Source organism: Streptococcus mitis, assembly GCF_946188695.1.
Lineage (GTDB): Bacteria > Bacillota > Bacilli > Lactobacillales > Streptococcaceae > Streptococcus > Streptococcus mitis_DF.
Genome location: NZ_CAMHWI010000005.1, coordinates 49,095 through 70,016 on the forward strand (window position 1 = coordinate 49,095; position 20,922 = coordinate 70,016).

Below are 20,922 nucleotides of genomic sequence, written 5' to 3' on the forward strand. Positions count from 1 at the left end.
AAAACCTCCTAAATCGAAAGACCCTTCATATTTGCTTCCAGAATAGGCATCTTGACACCTAACTCCTTACCGGTCTGATAAACACTTTGACAACAATAGAAAATGTCCTGTTTATCATTATGCAAGGTCATGATTTTTCTTGTCAGCTCATTTTTCGCAAACATGATTTTCATGGCTTTTCCTGCAATCCATGAGGGAATTTTGTATGGTAAGAGTTCAGCCTTGTAAAGCTTCAAATTTACGCCACGTGCTTCTACGACTTTCAAAGCCTCTCGAATGGCCTTGATGGCTAATGATAATTCCGACGAACTATTCATCAAGTTTAGAGCTAGCTGTTCTGGATTTTCCAGATTCCCCGAACGTGCAGCTGTCGAAGTGACACCTGCGTTAATCGCCATATGAATCCAAATCCACTCGACCATATCATGAGGAACTTCCCACTTCAAATCTACAGAAGTCAGTAAAGCCGTCAGATCAGCATAGTTAGAAATCTGCGCTTTTTGCTCACCTTCTAGCATTAAATGGTCGAACAAGACACCATCTAAATGATTCTCCTGCATGTGACCTCCAGCAGTTGGAAAAGCCAGAATATAATCGTAGTCCCCTGCCCACTCCTCTACCTCTCTTCGAGTATCCCAGAAATTGCAGAAGAAAACGAGGGTGCCTTTGATATTATTTTTACGCAAGGTTTCCACAGCTTCTTTGACAAACCCATGACGAACACTCAGAAAAATAAAATCATATTCCGAATCAGCTTCTGCCACATGAACCTCATAGGTGTCGTGTTTATTTTTACCCTTAGAATGATAGCGACCATCTAGCAGATCAACCGACAACTCCTTCGGAGCAGTGTTTTTCTTACTGTCTCTCAATACATGTTCTACTTGGTGGCCTGCCTGTTGAAAAGCATAGGCATAAGTAGTCCCAATGACACCAAGTCCTAAAATCGCTATTTTCACTTAAAAATCAATCCCTTTCCCAAATTCCTCAACCTCATCTGGTTCACTACTAAACAAAGTCACATGTCCCATCTTGCGGTTGTGCTTCGCTTCTATTTTACCATACATGTGGAGGTGAGCGCTTGGATTTTCTGTGACATATTTTTCAGCAGCCTCAACGTGTTGACCGAGAACGTTGAGCATGACTGCTGGTGTATGTAGTTTGATAGCTGGCAATGGTGCTCCCAGAACTCCCAGAATATGAGTGTCAAACTGGGAGAAGTCGCAGGCTTCAATCGAGTAGTGCCCAGAGTTGTGTGGGCGTGGGGCGATTTCGTTGACAATGATGTCATCAGCTGTCGCAAACATTTCCACGCAAAGGGTTCCAGACAAGTTGAGTTGCTCAGCGATTCTCACTGCCATGGTTTTTGCTTTGGCTGCTAGACTTTCTGAAATGCGAGCTGGGACGATAGTCTTTGAAAGAATGTTGTTGCGGTGGATATTTTCCTGAACTGGGAAAACTGTCACATCCTTGCCATTTCCTGACATGATGACAGAAATCTCAAGGTCAAAATTGACAAATTCTTCCAAAACACAGTCTGCTGAGTCAGCTAGTACATAGGCTTCTTCCAAGTCTGCTTCTGAACGAATGACCTTTTGCCCATGACCATCGTAGCCACCAGTCGCAGTCTTAAGGACATAGTTTTTCGATAGATCGATATCTGCCAAATCTTGACTTGAAGTCACAACCTTGTAGGGTGCTACAGTGACTTGAGCCTTGTTTGAAAGAAAGTCCTTTTCAAAAATGCGATTTTGGGAAATGCGGAGCAGATCTGTCCCTTGAGGGAGTTGTCCATCCTTGATAACCGCATCCAAACCGTCAGCATCGACATTTTCAAACTCATAGGTGAGGACATCGCAACGCTCAGCCAACTGACGCAGAGCATCCACGTCATTATAAGGCGCCACGATGATTTCCGCCACGCAAGAGGCCGGGCAATCTGCCGCAGGATCCAGCGCTACAACCTTGTGCCCCATGTAGATAGCTGAGATGGCCATCATCTGACCCAGCTGACCGCCACCGATAATTCCGATTGTTTTAGATGAGCTCATTCGTTGACTCCTCTGCGATTTTTCCTTGTTCTTCTGCGAAATCTGCCAAAGCTGTCGCGATAGCCTGATCCTCTACTGAAAGAAGACGGAGGGCGAAGAGAGCCGCATTTGTCGCACCAGCTTCACCGATAGCCATAGTTGCGACTGGTACTCCACCTGGCATCTGAACGATGGAATAGAGTGAATCCACGCCACTAAGGGCACGAGATTTGACTGGCACGCCGATGACTGGAAGAGTTGTTTTGGCAGCTACCATTCCTGGCAAGTGGGCTGCGCCTCCAGCACCTGCGATGATGACCTTAATACCACGGCTACGGGCTTCTTCTGCATGCTTGAACATGAGGTCTGGTGTACGGTGGGCAGAGACAACTTTATTTTCGTAGGCTACACCGAAGCGGTCTAGGACTTCTGCTGTTTTTTGCATGGTTTCCCAGTCGGATTTTGAGCCCATGATGATGGAAATTACTGGTTTCATTTCTTCTCCTTTTTCCTCTTTTTCAACAATCACCTTAAGTTGTGAGGGACGGCAGCAGCCACCAAAGGTGTCTCATGCCTAAATTGGAAGCCCAAGGTCTTCCAATTTCCCTGAACGATTGGCTTATAATCCAATCGTTCTTTCACAACGGCGGTGATTGCTCTATATCAGCTCGCTAATGCTCGCAAATCAAACGACCATTATCGGTTTTGGCGACTGCGTCGCTTTTTCTTATACTTTTACTTTATGGCCTTGCTTCCGATATCTGTTCGGTAGAAGAGGCCTTCTGTGTTTTGTTTGTTAAGTTCGCTGTAGATGGTGTTTTGAGCTTCTTTGACGGTGTCGGCTGTGGTAACCAGCATATAGACACGTCCGCCGTTGGATAGCAGTGCTCTGCTATTTTCCGAAAACTTAGCCCCTGCATAGTAGGTGATGATGTCGCCTTCTGTCTTGGCTGGCAACTTGACACCTTTTTCATAGTCTAGCGGATAACCGTTGGATGCGACAACCACACCCAGAGTCACACCCTTGTCCGTCCACGTGATATTCGGCTCCTTGCCATCGAGAATATCCGTGATATTTTGCGCAAAGTCAGATGTTAAACGAGGCAGGATAATCTGAGTTTCAGGATCTCCAAAACGAGAGTTGAACTCAATGACTTTCGGTCCATCAGCTGTTAAGATAAGACCTGCGTAAAGAACACCAAGATAAGGACGACCTTCTTTGATCATGCCTTCAAGAACTGGCTTGATAATCGTGTCAACTGCTATGTCAACCACACTCTGTGGCAAGTGAGGAACTGGCGCATAGGCACCCATACCACCTGTATTAGGTCCCTTATCGCCATCATAGGCACGTTTGTGATCCTGAGCCGTTGGCATGATGTAGAACTTGTCGCCATTGACAAAGGCAAAGAGAGAGAACTCTTCCCCGTCAAGGAATTCCTCGATGACTACACGCGCACCTGAATCACCGAATTTATTATCCAAAAGCATCTCATGAGCTGCTTCGACTGCTTGCTCGACTGTCTCAGCAACAACGACACCTTTTCCAAGGGCCAATCCATCCGCCTTGACCACGATTGGAGCGCCTTTTTCTTCGATATAGGCCTTGGATTCCTCAAAATCAGAAAATGTGCCGTAGGCTGCTGTCGGAATGTCGTATTTGACCATGATTTCCTTAGCAAAATCCTTAGACCACTCCAGCTCAGCTGCAACCCTAGTCGGACCAAAAGCCTTGAGCCCAGCTTTGTTAAAATCATCTACAATCCCAGCAGCCAGGGCATCATCTGGACCGATGAAGGTCCAAGCAATATCGTTGACCTTTGCGAAGTCAATCAACTTAGAATGTTCGGAAATGGAGATATTTACCAATTCCAGACCATCCAGAGTCATCCCGTCATTTCCCGGAGCCACAAAGACTCTTTCAACGTCTTTTGACTCAAGCAACTTCTTAGCAATGGCATGTTCACGACCACCCGATCCGACAACTAACAGCTTCATCTTACAACCTCTTTTGCGAATTATTTACTAATATTATATCATAAATGTTCGTTATAATCTAATTATATCTACAAGTAGAAAAATACAACATAGAGTAAACTTACTGAAGCTAGTTCATTTTTTAAATCTTTAAACACTTAATGAGGCTGGGACAAAAAAATTTTGACTTTAGAAATTCTATAAGATAAATTCTTAGACTTGGTAAATGAAATAAAAAAAAAGCGAACAAGAAAAAATTCTGATTGTCAGAAAACTATCTTTGTTCGCTTTTTATATTTAAGGCTAGACTTTTGTCCCAAGCTCATTAAGTGCAGAATATCTCTAAAGTATGTAGCCATGTTTGTTCATGATTTTCATTGAGTATAAGACTACTCAAAAATCCTCGGTTCATAACGAACCGGGGATTTTTAAAATTATTGAATGTGTAATCTGGATTCTTCCTCTGCTAATTGAACTAAATTTAAATGATTATACTTTTGAACATGTTTTATTGGATATGTATCATAGACATACTCAATAAATCCGTTCCAATAAAGATTCCTTGTCTTATCAATTACATCATCAATTATCGCTTGTGTTTCTCTATCTAAATCAGGATAGTCTAGCCGTTCCCTATCATTTTTAGATTGAACTATGTACTTTGTTGTACCAAATGCTGATTGCTTTTTCACAATACTCAATTCCTTATCTTCATCAGCTGCATCATAAACATCTGAAACAAAAGGTCCAAAATGATCAAATTTCCATTCAATATCAGTTAACTGCCTGTGTTTTCTCTTAGCCATTTCCCAATCAACCAAGTACACTAACTTCGTTGTTCTTGTTTTAGTTAATTCTTCAGGAATGGGATAGTTTTTTACTATATAGCGTAATACTTGATCTACCATATTTTTCATTATTAATTTCCTCTTAATTTATTATCCATAAGTTGATATAGATACTCCATCATATCAGAATCTAATTTACTTTTCAATTGTTTCTCACTTAAATTCGCGATTCTAGAATTTATAGATTCGATAACAATAACGCCTATAGACTTATCCCTATTCTTGTCCTTCACATTTTTTATATAAAATGCGCGGCTTTTCATTTTTAAATGTCTTAGTGTTTCAGGAACCATATTCATTTCACTAGCAAAATAATCAATGTTTTCAGTATAGCTTGCTTCAGGAATAGCCTCCACATAAAAATCATCATCCTTTGTTTCCCAACATTTGGAAATATAGCCCTGATCATGTGGATACGAAGGGCGACTATGCTCTTTAAAGCGATTTGATGTACTATATCGAGCTACAATTTCAAAGTCTTTATCAATACTATTTCTATAATATAATGATATTCTATCTGATTCCGTTAACCCTAATTTTCTATAAAGCATGATTAAAAAATATTTTTGATTATCTTCAATTGTTAAGGCATAAAATTCATTTTCATTTTCAAGACGCTCTTTTTCTTGTCTAGCTCTTTCGACTTCTTCTTCTAATTGTTGAATTTTTTGAACATGTTTTATATCATTTTTATATTCAAAAAAAGTTTGAGCTGCAATTAAAAGTAAAATTATAATTATTAGAATCAGAACTCCCCACCAATGCTTCATCAAAACTTGTAAAGGCAATATTGGCAAAGACAATAATATTGGAATTACAATTATAAAATATTTAGGAAATAATTGTTTTACATAATTTTTTATCCCTACCTCCTCTTTTACATAATTCCACCATTTAAACCAATTACTATCATTTTGTTGCTCAGGCATAACTTGTCCAATCTATATAATTACATCTTGTTCAAAATAATTATAACAGAACCTATTCAAAATTTCATAGTTAGACGATAAATTTACAAAATAAAACAACCAACTTTTAGCTGATTGCTTTTCGCTATTTATTAACTTCTTAATGTCTAAAATGTCTCACGCCTGTGAAGACCATGGTCAAGCCATACATGTCCGCCGCTTCGATAGACTCTTGGTCACGGACGGACCCACCTGGCTGGATGATAGCCTTGATACCTGCTTTGGCAATTTCTTCCACGTTATCCGCAAATGGGAAGAAGGCATCCGAAGCAAGCACAGCGCCATCCAGACGGTCTTTGGCTTGGTCAATAGCGATACGAACAGAGGCCACACGGTTAGTTTGACCTGGACCAACACCCAGTGTCATGTGGTCGTTGGTTACAATGATACCGTTTGATTTTACATACTTGATAGCCTTCCAAGCGAACTCAAGAGCAGTCGCCTCTATCTCAGTTGGCTGACGTTTGGTCACCACTTGCCAGTCAGCTGGGCTTTCCTTGACCACGTCTTGGTTTTGCACCAGAAGTCCACCGACAACACCTGTGTATTCTGCTTCTACTTCGCTAGCCTCTTGAGCATCAAATGGCAAGGCAAGGATACGCAAGTTTTTCTTTTTATTGGTCAAAATGGCTAGCGCTTCATCCGTATAGCTTGGTGCAATGATGATTTCAAGGAATACACCATGCATCTTCTCAGCTGTCGTAGCATCCACCTCACGGTTGAGAACGACAATCCCACCAAAGATAGAAACTGGATCAGACTCATAAGCGTAGTCCCAAGCAGTCTCGATGTCATCAGCCTGACCGATTCCACATGGGTTCATGTGTTTGAGAGCCACAACGGTTGGACGGTCTTTAAAATCACGGATGATACGGATTGCAGCATCAGCGTCACGGATATTGTTAAAAGATAATTCCTTACCGTTAAGCTGTTTCGCTGAAGCAATGGAGTAATCTGTCGGTAAGGCTTTTTGATAGAAGTCCGCATCCTGCTGAGGATTTTCCCCGTAACGCATTGCTTGTTTAAGATCATAAGTCAAGGTCAGTTTTTCAGGCTTGCTTTCGCCGACCTGAGCTGTAAAATACTCTGCAATCAAGGCGTCATAAGCCGCTGTGTGACGGAAAACCTTGGCTGCCAAACGTTGACGCGTTTCGTAAGTCGTTTCACCATTGGCTGACAACTCGTCCAAAACCACTGTATAGTCAGCAGGGTCTACCACAACCGTCACGCTGGCATGGTTTTTAGCTGCTGAACGAAGCATAGATGGCCCACCGATATCAATGTTTTCAACTGCATCAGCGTAAGTCACGTCTGGTTTAAGAATCGTTTCCTTGAAAGGATAGAGGTTGACCACTACAAGGTCAATCAATTCGATATTATTATCCTTAGCTGCTTCCAAGTGACTAGCCAAATCCCGACGAGCGAGAAGAGCACCATGGATATTTGGATGAAGGGTCTTAACACGACCGTCCATCATCTCCGGAAAACCAGTCACATCATCGATGGCAATGGTGTCTACTCCTGCATTATCAAGGGCAACCTTGGTCCCACCTGTCGAGATGATATCCCAACCAAGTTTTTTGAGTTCTTGGGCAAATTCGACAATGCCCGCTTTGTCTGAGACGCTGATTAAGGCGCGTTTAGTCATGTTTTTTCCTTTCATTTTCAAACTCTCTACCTACGAATTTTTCGATTCATAAAGTGTAGGGAGACGATTACCAAGACTCCCAAAATTACTGTCAGTAAAAATCTCCCCCAATAGGGAATCTCTGGGAACAAAAAATTTACTAGTAAACGTAGAATGATTACCAAGGTAATCAAGGCAAGTGTTTCCAACCATTTTTTCATTTACTTGTCCAACAATTCTCTAATAACTTCTGGATACAACTTGTACTCTGCCTCATGAATCCGAGTTTCAAAACTTTCAATGGTATCATCAGCCAACCGTGGTACACGTACTTGTTTGATGACCTTTCCTGTATCCACACCTGAATCCACCCAATGAATGGTAACGCCGCTCTCAGCAACACCAGCATTCCAAGCATCCTCAATTCCGTGAGCTCCTGGAAATTCTGGCAGATAGGCTGGATGAATGTTGACAATCCGACCTTCATAAGCCGCCAATAAGGTTGACCCAACGATTTTCATGTAGCCTGCTAGGCAAACCAAGTCAATCTGATGTTCTTCCAAGAGTTCGACAAGTGCTGCTTCGTAGTCTGCCTTGCTCTCAAACTCCTTGAGTTCAAAAGCATAGGACAGAACGCCGAGCTTGTCTGCACGTTCGAGAACATAGGCATCACGATGGTCTGAAAAGACAAACTCTACTGGAAATTGCTCCGCTATCACCTGAAAATTTGAGCCATTCCCAGAGGCAAAAACCGCTATTTTTTTCATTTGATGATGACACTTTCGTTTTCTTTCTTGACGATACGACCAATTTCATAAACTGGTTCATCCAACAATTCCTTGACACGACTTACATTTTCAGGGCTAACTGCCAGAATAAGCCCCACACCCATATTGAAGATTTCAAACATTTCTTCATGTTTGATTTTACCATATTTTTCAAGAGCTTTGAAAATAGGAAGCACTGGAACTTTGCTTTCCTCAATCTCAGCAGCCAAGTCAGCTGCAAACATGCGAGGGACATTTTCGATAAAGCCACCACCAGTGATGTGGGCAATGCCGTTGACCAACCCTTCCTTGATGAGTGGTAAGACAGCCTTGACATAGATACGAGTCGGCTCAAGAAGAACTTCCTTGAGTTGCTTGCCTTCCAATTCTGGCAAGATTTCCTCACCTGTGTAATCCGCAAAGACACGACGGACGAGAGAGTAACCATTGGAATGAATCCCACTTGAAGCAAGTCCGAGAAGAACATCTCCTTCTGCCACCTTTGAACCGTCAATGATTTGAGATTTTTCAGCCACACCGACCGCAAAACCTGCCAAGTCATAGTCATCTGCGCCATACATACCAGGCATCTCAGCTGTTTCCCCACCAATGAGGGCTGCACCTGCCTGCACACAACCTTCTGCCACACCAGCAACCACTTGTTCTAGCTTAGCTGGTTCATTCTTCCCTGTCGCTACGTAGTCAAGGAAATAGAGGGGCTCCGCACCTGCAGCGATGATATCATTGACACACATGGCCACACAGTCCTGACCGATGGTATCGTGCTTGTCGTACTTGATAGCCAGCATGAGCTTGGTTCCGACACCATCAGTTCCTGAAATCAAGACGGGTTCTTTAACCCCTGTCTTTGAAAGGTCAAACATACCACCAAAGCCACCCAGAGCTCCCATGACACCTGCACGCTCCGTACGAGCCACGTGCTTTTTGATTCGTTCAACAACTTCATAACCCGCTTCAACATCCACACCAGATTGAGCGTACGCATTTTTATTTGCCATTTTTATGTTCCTTTTCTTTAATGGAGGATCTATTGTCTATTTGTAAAAACTGGTCTTTTTTTCCAAACTTCTACGATAGTCTTCTTCATAATCATAGAGAGGTGTTGGGTAGTCACCGTCAAAATAAGCGACACATAGACCACCATTTGGCGCATCTGTTTCAATCCCAATTGAATCAATCAACCCCTCAACAGAAAGATAAGTCAGACTGTCCGCACCAATGATTTGACGCGTTTCTTCAACAGTATGATTGGCCGCAATTAGCTCCTGACGGGTCTGGATATCAATTCCATAGAAGCATGGATAAGCTAGCGCTGGACTGCCAATAGCAACGTGAACCTCAGTTGCACCCGCTTCTTTCAAGAGCTGAACGATACGACGAGAGGTTGTTCCACGTACAATAGAGTCATCAATCATAACCACACGCTTGCCTTTAACAACACCCGAAACAGCAGATAGTTTCATCCGCACCCCTTGCTCCCGCAATTCTTGAGTCGGTTGGATAAAGGTGCGTTGTGTATATTGATTCTTAATAAGGCCCATTTCATTTGGTAGCCCGGACTCTTCCGCAAATCCCATAGCTGCGCTGAGGGAAGAATTGGGCACACCAACTACGATATCCGCCTCATGCTTAAATTCACGCGCTAATTGAGCCCCCATACGTTTGCGAGCCGTATGGACATTGACACCATGAATGTTAGAATCAGGGCGAGCAAAATAGATATACTCCATAGAACAGATTGCTAACTGGGTATCATCTGTATAGCTGTCATACTGGATACCCTTGTCATCAATGATCACAATCTCACCTGGCTTCAAATCACGAATCCACTCTGCACCAATGACCTCAAAAGCACAAGTTTCAGAGGAAACAACCACCGCTCCATTAGCCATTTTCCCGATCGAAAGCGGTCGGAAACCATTGGGGTCAAGAGCCGCAATCAACTTGTCCTCAAACAACAAGATATAAGCAAAGCCACCTTTAACAAGACTGAGCGCCTCCTTAATTTTGCCCATCAGACTAGGATTGTGACTACGACGAATGAGGTGAGCCAAGATTTCCGAGTCCGAAGTCGCGCTGAAAATCGCACCTCTTTCCTCCAATTCTTTCTTGAGAGAGGCAGCATTGGTCAGATTCCCATTATGAGCCAAGCCAAACTGCATATCATGAAAACGGAAGAGGAAGGGCTGGATATTATCTACAGAAGCTTCGCCAGCAGTCGCGTAACGCACATGCCCAATCGCACCAGTTCCTGTCAATTTATCCAAATTAGCAGGATTTCTGAACACTTCTGATAAAAGCCCCATATCGCGATGGCGCTTCAATTGTCCTTGGTCATTAGAGAGGATTCCTGCCCCCTCCTGACCACGGTGCTGAAGACTGTGGAGACCAAAATAGGTCAATTTAGCAGCATCTGGATGCCCCCAGATACCAAAAACACCACATTCTTCATTAAGAGATTTTACTTCGTATGTCATTTTATATACCTTTTATTTCCCTGTGAAATAACACACCGCTGACGCGAATAGGTGCTGGTCTTTATTTCCTGGGATGTTTTGGAAAAGACCGTCTTCATAACGTTCTGAGTGTCCCATCTTACCGATGATTTGACCATTCTTGCTGGTAATTCCTTCGATGGCATTTACAGAACCATTCGGATTGTACTTAGAATCCATACTTGGTTTTCCATCAAAGTCAACATATTGACTGAAAATTTGTCCATTGTCACGGAGCTCAGCGAATTCCTCAACCGTCACGACAAACTTCCCTTCACCATGCGAAACAGGAATAGCGTGGATGTCACCCACTTGCACCCCAGTCAACCATGGTGAGTTGGTATTGGCAATCCGAGTTTCCACCATCTTGGCCACGTGTTGGTTGGCATCATTGTAGAAGAGGGTTGGACTAGTACTTTTGGCATCTTCAAAGTTTCCGTATGGAAGAAGACCTGATTTGACGAGGGCCTGGAATCCATTACAGATACCGATAATCAAGCCACCACGGGCGATAAAGCTATCAATAGCTGCACGCACTTTTTCATTAAGCAGAATATTGACAATAAACTTGGCTGAACCATCTGGCTCATCCGCAGCTGAGAATCCACCTGCAAAGAAGAGAATGTTAGCCTTGCCGATGTTGTCAACCATAGTTTCAACTGAATTGACAATGGCTTCTTCATTCAAGGTCACAAATGGCACCAAGTTGACCTCTGCGCCTTCTTTTTCAAAGGCCTTGGCTGAGTCATATTCTGAGTTAGTTCCTGGGAAAACTGGGATGTAAACCACAGGTTTTTCAACCTTTTCTTTGGCTTTAATCACAACATCTGATGCAACAGCTGGTACTTCAGCCAGTTCTTTGGCTTGGGCAAATTCTGTTGGGTAAACTTCTTCCAATTTTCCTTGGAAGGCACTGTCAAGTTTGTGTCCATCTAGCTTCACACCGTTTACAAGGAGTGTAAAGTCTGCTTTCGTTTGACCAATCTTCTCTACTCCAGCGATTTCTTCAGGAGATGTGAAGATAAATCCGCCTAATTGAGCTGTCAAAGCCGTTTCAAGTTCAGGCAAGGTTACTTCTGCACCGATATGATTTCCAAAGGTAGCAAGTGCCAAACTTTCCACAACACCACCATATTTGACAGCTGATGCAGATGTCACTTTGTGAGCCTTTTGAAGGGCTTCAAACTGAGCAAAATTTGACTTAATTAAGTCAAAATCAATTTCTGCAGAGAGGGCTTGACCTGGGATGTAGTAGATGTTTTCCCCGGCATCTTTGAACTCAGGAGAGAGCACATTACGGCTATCCGCTGTCGTCACACCAAAGGCTACCAAGGTTGGCGGTACTGTCAATTCTTCAAAGGTACCAGACATAGAGTCCTTCCCACCGATAGATGGCAAACCAAGTTGAATCTGAGCTTCGATAGAGCCTAGGAGAGCTGCTACTGGCTGACCAAAACGCTCAGCTTGTTTGTCCATGCGCTCGAAATACTCTTGGTAAGAGAAACGAGCCTTAGACCAGTTGGCACCAGCAGCCACCAAACGAGCAGTTGCTTCGATCACCGCATAGGCAGCACCGTGGTATGGAGACCATTCTGCTACATATGGATTGAATCCTTGAGCCATGACTGACGCAGTATGAGTCACACCATGTTGAACTGGCAATTTTTGTACAGATGCCTCAGTCGGTGTGAGTTGGTAACGACCACCAAGTGGGTGGTTGACCGTAGAACGACCGACCGAACAGTCAAAGATGGTCTGCAAACCTTTTTGACTCGCATGGTTCAAGTCAGATAGAACCGCAAGGGTGTCTGCTCCAAGAGTTTCAGCACTTGTTTTACGTTCTTCTGGGAGTTTAACATCCTTGTCCACAACCTTGGCATCGACGACTACGCGCACACCATTGGTATCAAGGAAACTGCGTTCCAAGTCCACGATTGTTTCACCATTCCAGTGCATGACTAGATTTGGTTTTTCCGTCACTGTCGCAACCACAACAGCATCAATATTCTCTTTGTTACATTCTGCAACAAAGGCGGATACGTCTTCAGGACGAACCACGACTGCCATCCGTTCTTGTGATTCAGAGATGGCAATTTCTGTACCATTCAAGCCTTGGTATTTAAGAGGTACCTTGTTGAGGTCGATTTCAAGACCGTCTGCTAATTCACCGATAGCCACACAGACACCACCAGCACCAAAGTCATTGGACTTCTTGATGAGGCGAGTAACCTCACCATTACGGAAAAGGCGCTGAATCTTGCGTTCTTCGATGGCATTCCCTTTTTGAACCTCGGCACCAGCAGTCTCTACAGACTCAACTGTTTGAACCTTAGAAGAGCCTGTTGCACCACCGACACCATCACGTCCAGTCTTGCCTCCAAGGAGAATAATGACATCGCCCGCTTCCGGTTTTTCACGAACAACATTGCCTTTGGGAGCCGCACCTACAACTGCACCTAGCTCCATACGCTTAGCAACGAAACCTGGGTGGAAATACTCACGAACATAGGTCGTCGCAAGCCCAATCTGGTTACCATATGAAGAATAACCATGAGCAGCTGTTTTAGAAATCACTTGTTGTGGCAATTTACCAGCACGAGTTTCAGCAATCGGTGTTGTAATATCACCAGCACCTGAGATACGCATGGCTTGGTAAACGTATGAACGACCTGACAATGGATCACGAATAGCACCACCGATACAAGTAGCTGCTCCACCAAATGGCTCAATTTCCGTTGGGTGATTGTGGGTTTCGTTTTTGAACATGAGGAGCCATGGCTCTTTGATCCCATCAACGTCCACTTCGATTTCAACTGAGCAAGCATTGATTTCGTCAGAGACTTCCATGTCGTCCAAACGTCCATTAGTACGCTCATAACGACCGAAAATAGTCGCCATATCCATCAAGGTTTGTGGTTTTTCAGAACGTCTCAATTCCTCACGCATAGCGATATATTTGTCATAGGTTGACTGTAATTGTTTTTGAAATTTAGAAGCTGAAAAGTCGATATTCTTCAACTCAGTCTCAAAAGTCGTATGACGGCAGTGGTCAGACCAGTAAGTATCCAAAACCTTGAGTTCCGTCTCAGTTGGCACACGCCCAATTGATTTGAAATAGTCTTGGATAAAAAGCAAATCATCCACTTCCATGGCCATCCCTTGATCGGCCTTGTAGCGTGCAAAGTCTTCTGCTGTATAGCTTTCAAAGAAAGTCAATTTAGGAATGGTTTTATCTGACTCTGAAAATTCCTGCTTGGCAATCCCCGTCGTGATGTCCTTAAAACGAGAATCGACTGGATTGAGCAAGTAGTTTTTGACTGCTTCCAACTCAGACGCATCAATATCTTTATTCACCAAGTACAATTGTGCTGTATTGACCGTCACATCACTCGAACTTCCCAGCAAAAGTAAGGCTTCTTGCGAAGAAGCCGCACGCTGGTCAAATTGACCTGGCAAGCTTTCAATAGCAAAGAAAGCATAGTTAGCCAGATCCTTCTGCACAGCCGTTTCGTCCAAGACATGGTCTGTCACCTGCTCAGAGAAGATGTGTTTCTCTGCAGGTACAAACAGGTCCTCTACCAAGTCAAATACATCATATACTTGCACGATGCGAATACTTTTCAAGCTTGACAGTCCCAAGTTGTGCTGGAGCTCTCTAACCAAACTCTCTGACTTAACCTGAAAATCAGCCTTTTTCTCAACAAAAATACGTTTATCCATCAATTCTTATTCCTTTATTTCAGCTCTTGCAATGTTCCCAAACAGCCTTTAGATTGTTATTTCAATTCTTGCAACTTCTCCCAGACAATCTCGTAAACATCTGTTAATTCACCCAGACCTCTACGGAAAACATCCTTATCCATGTGGTTGCCATCTGCATCCCACAAACGGCAGTTGTCTGGTGAAAATTCATCTGCTAAGATAATCTTGCCATCCTTGTCAAAACCGAACTCTAGCTTAAAGTCAATCAACTTAAGCCCAATCTCAGCAAACCAGCCTTTCAAAAGTTCATTGATACGACGGGTTTCTTCCTTCAAGTAGGCAATCTGCTGATCATCCGCAATCTTTAAAAACTTCACATGCTCGTCATTGATAAATGGATCATCCAAATCATCATTTTTATAGTAAAATTCGACAATCGGAGTCTCAAATGCGATTCCTTCGTCTACGCCAAAACGTTTTGAAAAGGAACCAGCTGTGTAATTGCGAAGCACGACTTCCAAAGGAATAATCTCAACCTTTTTATTGAGTTGTTCCGTGTCCGAAAGTTTCTCCACAAAGTGAGTCGCCACACCAGCCGCATTTAATTTCTCAAAAATAAAAGATGAAATCTGATTATTCAACACTCCCTTACCTGCAATCTGCTCCTTCTTGACACCATTAAAAGCAGTCGCCTGGTCCTTGTAAGTTGAAATAATAAGATTTTCATCCTCAGTTGTATAGATATCTTTAGCTTTTCCCGAATAGATTAATTGTTTTGACATTTTAAAGTTCGCCTTTCGTATTACTTGAGCACATTCTACCACAAAAAACATAAAATTACAAGAATTTAACCGTATAAATAACAGTTTGGTTTCGAAAAATGTAAAGAAAAAAACTGCAAGAAAAATCTTTCTCACAGTTTTAAAATCATTTAACTCTAAAAATACGAACATTACTCTTTATTCAAAAATTGATCCAAATAATAACGCAGGTAACTTTTCTTGCCCGTAATCATCTGCAGGCGACCTTCCACCCCGTACCGAAGTTTTTCAGCCTGCTCAGAAGTTAGATTAGTCTCCGCCTCAATTTTAAAGAAATTCCCAGTTTCAGTCTTAGTAGCTGTCGCATCAATACTTGTAATAGTAGAATCTAGGAAAAGTTGATTCTTGGCATCATGAGTCGTCGTATAACGAACAGAATCACCGACCTTAATCCTTGCTACATCTTTTGAACTAAGATAAGCTGTTAGTTTGGCTTTCCCTTCTTTTTCCAAGGACGGATAAAGTTGGGCTAGTAAGGCACCTTCTGCTACCATGGTAGAAGTACTGGTCTCAGGATTAAGATGAAGCACCCCATCCTCACTCGCCGTAATTTTCCCCTTGTCTAAAAGATTTCCCTGTACCTTCTTACCTGACTCCACCTCCAAGATTTTCTGGTCTAGAAGGGTCAATTCCTGACCAACCTTTGCCAAATGTTGTGATTTGAGGGATTCCAATTGACTGCTTAAGCCTGACGCATAGGCTTGCTGGGTACCTGAACCTGCATACTGGACACGGTAAGTAGCAAGACTAGATTCTAACTGAGAAAGCTGCGCTTCAACCTGCGCCACTGCCTGAGCCTTAGCTTGCGGATTTTCCTCGCCCTGAGACTTGTAGGACTGGTAGAGAGAGTAAGCTAGATTCTGACTGGCCAAGGAAGCGCCTGTTTCAATAGCTGACTTAGCTGTCTGGTAATCGCGAATTTTAGCCTCTGTTTGACTGATGAGGTTGCCGATTTCGGCTTGGGTTTGGCTAGCTGCTGCATTCTGGGACGCGATGGTCTCGTTTTGTTGCGATGTACTAGCCCTAAGACTAGCCGCTTGGCTGAGGTAGTCGCGAAAGGTGGCTTGGTAGCCAAATTTATCCTCCTCTGGAAAGTAATCCGTCCCTTCTTGCAGACTCTTTTGCAAATACTCCAATTGCTGTTTTTGATCCTTGAGCATGTCCAACTGGCTGGCATAAGACTCCACTTGGACACCCTCTGCCCCTTCCTGATATTGAACCAACAGTTCTCCCTTTTTAACCAGCTTATTTTCTTCCAAATGATTGACAAGAATACGATTGTTGCTAGTTGACTGGATATTTGCTAGGATACGACTAGGCTCGATAGTAGCCCGAGTAGACAAACTCATCTCCTTCTCTGCAATAGTTGCAAAGCCAAGTAAAAACACAAGCAGAAGGGACATGGGTACAATCACCCGACTGGAAAAATTATGATAACGACGATTATAAAACTCCGCACTTTCTAAAAATTCTGGTTTCATCCTCTCCTCTTTCTAGCTATTCACCAAATGGGCGTAAAAACCACCCTGTGCAAGCAAATCAGCATGCTTTCCTTCTTCAACAATCTTGCCCTGATCCAAGACAACAACCTTCTCTGTCCGCTCAGCAATTGTCAAACGGTGAGCAATGAAAATCAAGGTCTTGTCTAAAGCCATGAGATTATCAACAATCCGCTTCTCTGTCAGAATATCCAAACTGCTGGTCGCCTCATCCAAAATCAAGACCGGCGCATCTGTCAAGAGAGCACGCGCCAAAGCAATTCTCTGACGTTGTCCACCTGAAATCCCTGCCCCATCCGAAGTCAATTCTGTCTGGTAATTCAGGGGCATCCGCTCGATATCCTCTCGAATCTCCGCCAACTCGACCGCCCGTAAGATATCTTCCTGTGTCGTCCCCTCCTTGGCTCCAAGGAGAAGATTTTCCAAAATCGTTCCGTTAAAGACATAGGGCTGTTGAGGCAGATAGTTGATATACTGGCGCAAGGCCTTTTTATCAATCTGATTGAGATTGACACCACCCAGACTAATCTCTCCCTGACTTGGGTCGTAAAAATTAACCATCATCTTGGCCAAGGTCGTCTTACCTGACCCCGAAATCCCCACAAAAGCTACTTTAGAACCTTGAGGAATGGTCAAATTGATATCCGACAAGACATCTCGACCATAACCATACTTGTAGGAAACCTGCTTGAAGTCCATATCTCCCTTCATCAAACTCAAATCCTCGACCGTTTTCTTCTCCTCAAACTCAGAAGCTACCAGATAAACCTCATTTAGACGATTATTGGCAACCTGCGCTGTCTGAAGCTTGGTTTGCAGATTGATGATATTTTCCAAAGGATTGGTAAAGTAAACAAGCAAGGTATTATAGGTAATCAACTGCCCCAAACTCATCTTGCCATCCATGACCAGAACAGCCCCCATCCAGAGAATGCCGACATTGAGCAAGAGATGGGCAACTTTTTTCAGAGCCTTTTGCTGACTCTCTGCCCTACTATAGGTAAAGGATTTTTTCAGATAATCCACAAATTCCTTGTCAATTTTTTGGTAACGCTGACTCTCACTGGTCAAGGACTTAATAGTCTCAATACCGTTGATGTCCTCAATGATAGAAGAAGACAGAACTGCATTGGCTTCCATGGTATCCCGATTCATCTTTTCAAACGGCTTCATAAAAGCAAAGATAATCACTGTATAGATAGGAAGTGCCAATAAAGTCATGAAAAAGAGATTGGTATTTTGTGAAAATAAAACAAGGGAAATAATGACAACCGTTGACACATCTAGGAAAATCGAAAGAATGGTCGAAGCCAGCGCATCGATAATACTGTTAGCATCTGTAAAACGAGAAACGATTTCCCCTGTACGACGTGTCGCAAAAAAGGACATAGGCAGGTGAAAAACATGCTTGATATAGGACAAAATCACATCAATCGACAAGCGTTGCCCCAAAACAAGTAAGAGATACTCCTGAGCATAAGACAAGACCTGCTGGAGAATATAGACGATGACCAGTCCGATAGAGATAATCCCCAGCGTCGAACGCATCTGATCTGGCACATAGGTATCAATGATAGACTGCAGATAATAAGAACCCACAATGTTAATCACGGTAACCAAGAGTGTTGCCAAAACGATATTGGCAATCAAGCCACGCTGCTTCACTAATATAGGGATAAAAGAGAGCAGGCCATTCTTTTGATCCTTATGGGGCTTATAGTCTGGACTAGGTGCCATAAACAGAGTCACCCCTGTCCATTCTTCCGCAAAACGCTCACGTGGCAGTTTGGTCAATTTCACCCCAGGATCTGGATCGGCAATATGAATGCTATCCTTATCCTGCCCAGTCACCACATAGTAGTGGAGCAATTTCCCTTCCTTAAGCACATGGGCAACAAAAGGAAAGGTCAAATCTGGCAAGTCAAAGAGCGTCATATCCGCCTTAATCGCTCGCGTCTCAAAGCCAATCTCCTCTGCCACCTTGACCAAGCCCAAAGCCGTCGTCCCATCCATGGTCGTCTTGGCCAATTCTCGCAAGTGAGCTAAAGAATAGTAACTACCATAGTAGCCAAAAACCATGGCTAATGAAGCTACACCGCAGTCCATCTGATCCACCTGCGGACGATAGTGACGTTTCCCAAATTTCATATTCATCTCCTTTTTCTAATACTAAATGAAAATCAAAGAGTAAACTAGCCGCAGGCTGCTCAAAACACTGTTTTGAGGTTGTAGATAGGACTGACGAAGTCAGTCACATATATACGGCAAGGCGACGTTGACGTGGTTTGAATTTGATTTTCGAAGAGTATAAACTCATCTGATAATAACTATCTTACCCCAATCCCCAAACAAAATCTGGACTTCCTCCCCAAATGCGCCTATCCCCCTCCCAACTGTACTTTTTGGATAAAAAAATAGGCAGAACAAAAGTCATGCCTAAAATATATATTTATTTCTTTTTCTGCCTAATTCTTTTGTCAATCATATATAAAACGATAATCGAAAACAGCGGTGGTACAATATAACTCTTTTCACTCATTGTCAGCTGAAATCCCAGAGTTGCTAGTATCTTAAAGATGAAAATATTCATCAAAAATAGAAAAACAAATACTAAAAAATATTTTAAAACCTTCTTCATTTCTTTTCTTCAACTCTCCTAATTTCTATAACTATTTTATCAAAAATATATGTAAAACTCCAAATAAACATCTCAACTGCACTTTTGGCAAAAAATAGGCAGAACAAACGTCCTACCTACTAAAAATATGCTATTGAAAGGAAAATGATTTTTTTCGGACACCCTAGGCAAGATTGGGACAAATAAATCATTGATAGTAACATTTACGACATCCTATTTAAAGTTACTTCAATTTCTAATGTCCCCGCTATTCATAAGCCACCTCTGGTATGATCTATTCCTAGTCAGAATAGATAACACCGTTCTAAATTACGATTCATAGTTACTCCTTTTTTGATTCGTTACTATAAGACACCTATTCCCTATAGAGCGTCTACTGCCTCAAATTTATCCATTCTTTTTTTCTTTACTTCTATATAAAAGAATGAATACCATCACAAATAATGCAATCGTTGGTATATTGAAACTATCAAGCCAAGTAGGTAAAGATACTTTATTCATATCAGCTACTAATCTGATGATGATATAAGACATTGAACTAAGTAATACCATAATTTCAGGCCAAACTTTCAGTATTGATTTAACAAATTTCATATTAAACTCCAATGTGATGCATTCTTAGATTCTACCCTAGTCATTTTAGCACAGACTAACAAGTCATTCCTAACTGCTCACTCTACTTGCTTTTTATTGACCTTATATCCTAGATAAAAGAACCCAAATAAAACAGGGTAAATTTCTGGATAAAATAGGGTATTGATCGGATTTTTCAAAATCAAATACGTTGAGATGTAGATAATGAGTGATACGGTAAAATAACCCTCAGCAAAACCTAATAAGAATTGTTTCATAGTAGACTCCTATTTACCTGACAAGAATGGCGGAAAAATGCTGCCATTCATATACACAAAATCCTTTTGATTCATGTTCTTCATTTATAGTTTTGATTATTTTTTGACAAATCTTTGCGAAAAATACCAAAATATCCTGCGAAAAGCAAACCAACTAAAGTCCATTGCCAATTAAAGGATACTAACGAACCTGTACGAATCACATGAAGCGCGACATTAAGAGCTATTCCCAACAAAGGACATATCGTGGCTAATTTAGGTAACAATGTATTGAGATTAAGGTTGCGATTATTCATTATCTAACGCCCACGACGAGCCAAATCTGAACCAAATTTGTAACCAGCATTAAAAATTTGTACAGCAGCATTCAGTACTCCTGCAATCCCAACTGCTTCCGCAAGACCAAAACCACCTTTTGTTCCCACTAATTCATCGTCAGATAATTGATAAAATTGTTCTAAGTTCATATTCGTCATTACTCCTTTGTATTATATTTTATTGCTATGTAAATAATTAAAATGAGTATTGGATAAGTAAATACTTCTGAAATATCCATAAAATTTACACTATACTGTCCTGATAATATTTTATAGTCAATTAAAATTTGAACGATAGTAAAAATAATACGTAGCGATAACAATACCCCTAATAATATCACTTCTTTTTTTAAAAACATAG

21 protein-coding genes are annotated in these 20,922 nt (G+C 42.2%); all 21 read right to left on the reverse strand.

Annotation, left to right across the window (positions count from 1 at the left end; all coding sequences use genetic code 11):
• Positions 1-8: 8 nt before the first annotated feature.
• Positions 9-959, reverse strand: coding sequence for a ketopantoate reductase family protein (locus N8L33_RS03550; RefSeq protein WP_261058448.1), 951 nt, complete (start codon positions 957-959; stop codon positions 9-11).
• Positions 960-2,051 (reverse strand): 5-(carboxyamino)imidazole ribonucleotide synthase, encoded by a 1,092-nt coding sequence (gene purK / locus N8L33_RS03555; protein WP_261058449.1) that lies wholly within the window; start codon positions 2,049-2,051, stop codon positions 960-962.
• Positions 2,038-2,526, reverse strand: coding sequence for a 5-(carboxyamino)imidazole ribonucleotide mutase (gene purE / locus N8L33_RS03560; RefSeq protein WP_261058455.1), 489 nt, complete (start codon positions 2,524-2,526; stop codon positions 2,038-2,040). The genes purK and purE overlap by 14 nt, the downstream gene beginning before the upstream one ends.
• 29 nt (positions 2,527-2,555) lie before the next feature.
• Positions 2,556-2,672: a phosphoribosylaminoimidazole carboxylase gene (locus tag N8L33_RS03565; protein ID WP_096423014.1), complete on the reverse strand. Its 117-nt coding sequence runs from the start codon at positions 2,670-2,672 to the stop codon at positions 2,556-2,558.
• A gap of 93 nt (positions 2,673-2,765) precedes the next feature.
• Positions 2,766-4,028, reverse strand: coding sequence for a phosphoribosylamine--glycine ligase (gene purD, locus N8L33_RS03570; RefSeq protein WP_261058458.1), 1,263 nt, complete (start codon positions 4,026-4,028; stop codon positions 2,766-2,768).
• A gap of 413 nt (positions 4,029-4,441) precedes the next feature.
• Positions 4,442-4,924 carry a Panacea domain-containing protein gene (locus tag N8L33_RS03575; RefSeq protein ID WP_078353063.1) on the reverse strand — a complete coding sequence of 161 codons (483 nt, stop codon included), beginning with the start codon at positions 4,922-4,924 and terminating at the stop codon, positions 4,442-4,444.
• Between the two features lie 2 nt (positions 4,925-4,926).
• A complete protein-coding gene (locus tag N8L33_RS03580) occupies positions 4,927-5,784 on the reverse strand; it encodes a hypothetical protein (RefSeq protein ID WP_261034296.1) in 858 nt (285 codons plus the stop codon).
• Between the two features lie 139 nt (positions 5,785-5,923).
• Positions 5,924-7,471, reverse strand: a complete 1,548-nt coding sequence (gene purH, locus N8L33_RS03585; RefSeq protein WP_261058463.1) for a bifunctional phosphoribosylaminoimidazolecarboxamide formyltransferase/IMP cyclohydrolase — start codon at positions 7,469-7,471, stop codon at positions 5,924-5,926.
• 200 nt (positions 7,472-7,671) lie between these two features.
• A complete protein-coding gene (gene purN, locus N8L33_RS03590) occupies positions 7,672-8,217 on the reverse strand; it encodes a phosphoribosylglycinamide formyltransferase (RefSeq protein WP_261058464.1) in 546 nt (181 codons plus the stop codon).
• Positions 8,214-9,236, reverse strand: coding sequence for a phosphoribosylformylglycinamidine cyclo-ligase (purM, locus tag N8L33_RS03595; protein WP_049546411.1), 1,023 nt, complete (start codon positions 9,234-9,236; stop codon positions 8,214-8,216). Before purM ends, purN begins: the two co-directional genes overlap by 4 nt.
• 36 nt (positions 9,237-9,272) lie before the next feature.
• Positions 9,273-10,715, reverse strand: a complete 1,443-nt coding sequence (gene purF / locus N8L33_RS03600; RefSeq protein ID WP_261058465.1) for an amidophosphoribosyltransferase — start codon at positions 10,713-10,715, stop codon at positions 9,273-9,275.
• Positions 10,716-10,727: 12 nt separating this feature from the next.
• A complete protein-coding gene (locus tag N8L33_RS03605; protein ID WP_261058467.1) occupies positions 10,728-14,453 on the reverse strand; it encodes a phosphoribosylformylglycinamidine synthase in 3,726 nt (1,241 codons plus the stop codon).
• Between the two features lie 56 nt (positions 14,454-14,509).
• Entirely contained in the window at positions 14,510-15,217 is a 708-nt protein-coding gene (gene purC / locus N8L33_RS03610; RefSeq protein ID WP_261058469.1) for a phosphoribosylaminoimidazolesuccinocarboxamide synthase, read from the reverse strand.
• Positions 15,218-15,387: 170 nt separating this feature from the next.
• On the reverse strand, positions 15,388-16,737 hold the full coding sequence (gene comB / locus N8L33_RS03615) for a competence pheromone export protein ComB (RefSeq protein ID WP_261058470.1): 1,350 nt from the start codon (positions 16,735-16,737) through the stop codon (positions 15,388-15,390).
• Positions 16,738-16,749: 12 nt separating this feature from the next.
• Positions 16,750-18,903, reverse strand: coding sequence for a peptide cleavage/export ABC transporter ComA (gene comA / locus N8L33_RS03620; protein WP_261058472.1), 2,154 nt, complete (start codon positions 18,901-18,903; stop codon positions 16,750-16,752).
• A gap of 301 nt (positions 18,904-19,204) precedes the next feature.
• Positions 19,205-19,393, reverse strand: coding sequence for a hypothetical protein (locus N8L33_RS03625; RefSeq protein WP_224219038.1), 189 nt, complete (start codon positions 19,391-19,393; stop codon positions 19,205-19,207).
• 387 nt (positions 19,394-19,780) lie between these two features.
• Complete coding sequence (locus N8L33_RS03630) at positions 19,781-19,987, reverse strand: bacteriocin immunity protein (RefSeq protein ID WP_077804540.1); 207 nt, start codon at positions 19,985-19,987, stop codon at positions 19,781-19,783.
• Between the two features lie 77 nt (positions 19,988-20,064).
• On the reverse strand, positions 20,065-20,244 hold the full coding sequence (locus N8L33_RS03635) for a hypothetical protein (protein ID WP_261058474.1): 180 nt from the start codon (positions 20,242-20,244) through the stop codon (positions 20,065-20,067).
• An 80-nt stretch (positions 20,245-20,324) separates the two neighbouring features.
• Positions 20,325-20,540 carry a bacteriocin immunity protein gene (locus N8L33_RS03640; protein ID WP_077804538.1) on the reverse strand — a complete coding sequence of 72 codons (216 nt, stop codon included), beginning with the start codon at positions 20,538-20,540 and terminating at the stop codon, positions 20,325-20,327.
• A 3-nt stretch (positions 20,541-20,543) separates the two neighbouring features.
• Positions 20,544-20,711 carry a class IIb bacteriocin, lactobin A/cerein 7B family gene (locus N8L33_RS03645; protein WP_001047583.1) on the reverse strand — a complete coding sequence of 56 codons (168 nt, stop codon included), beginning with the start codon at positions 20,709-20,711 and terminating at the stop codon, positions 20,544-20,546.
• An 8-nt stretch (positions 20,712-20,719) separates the two neighbouring features.
• A complete protein-coding gene (locus N8L33_RS03650; protein ID WP_023940558.1) occupies positions 20,720-20,920 on the reverse strand; it encodes a hypothetical protein in 201 nt (66 codons plus the stop codon).
• Between the last annotated feature and the right edge of the window lie 2 nt (positions 20,921-20,922).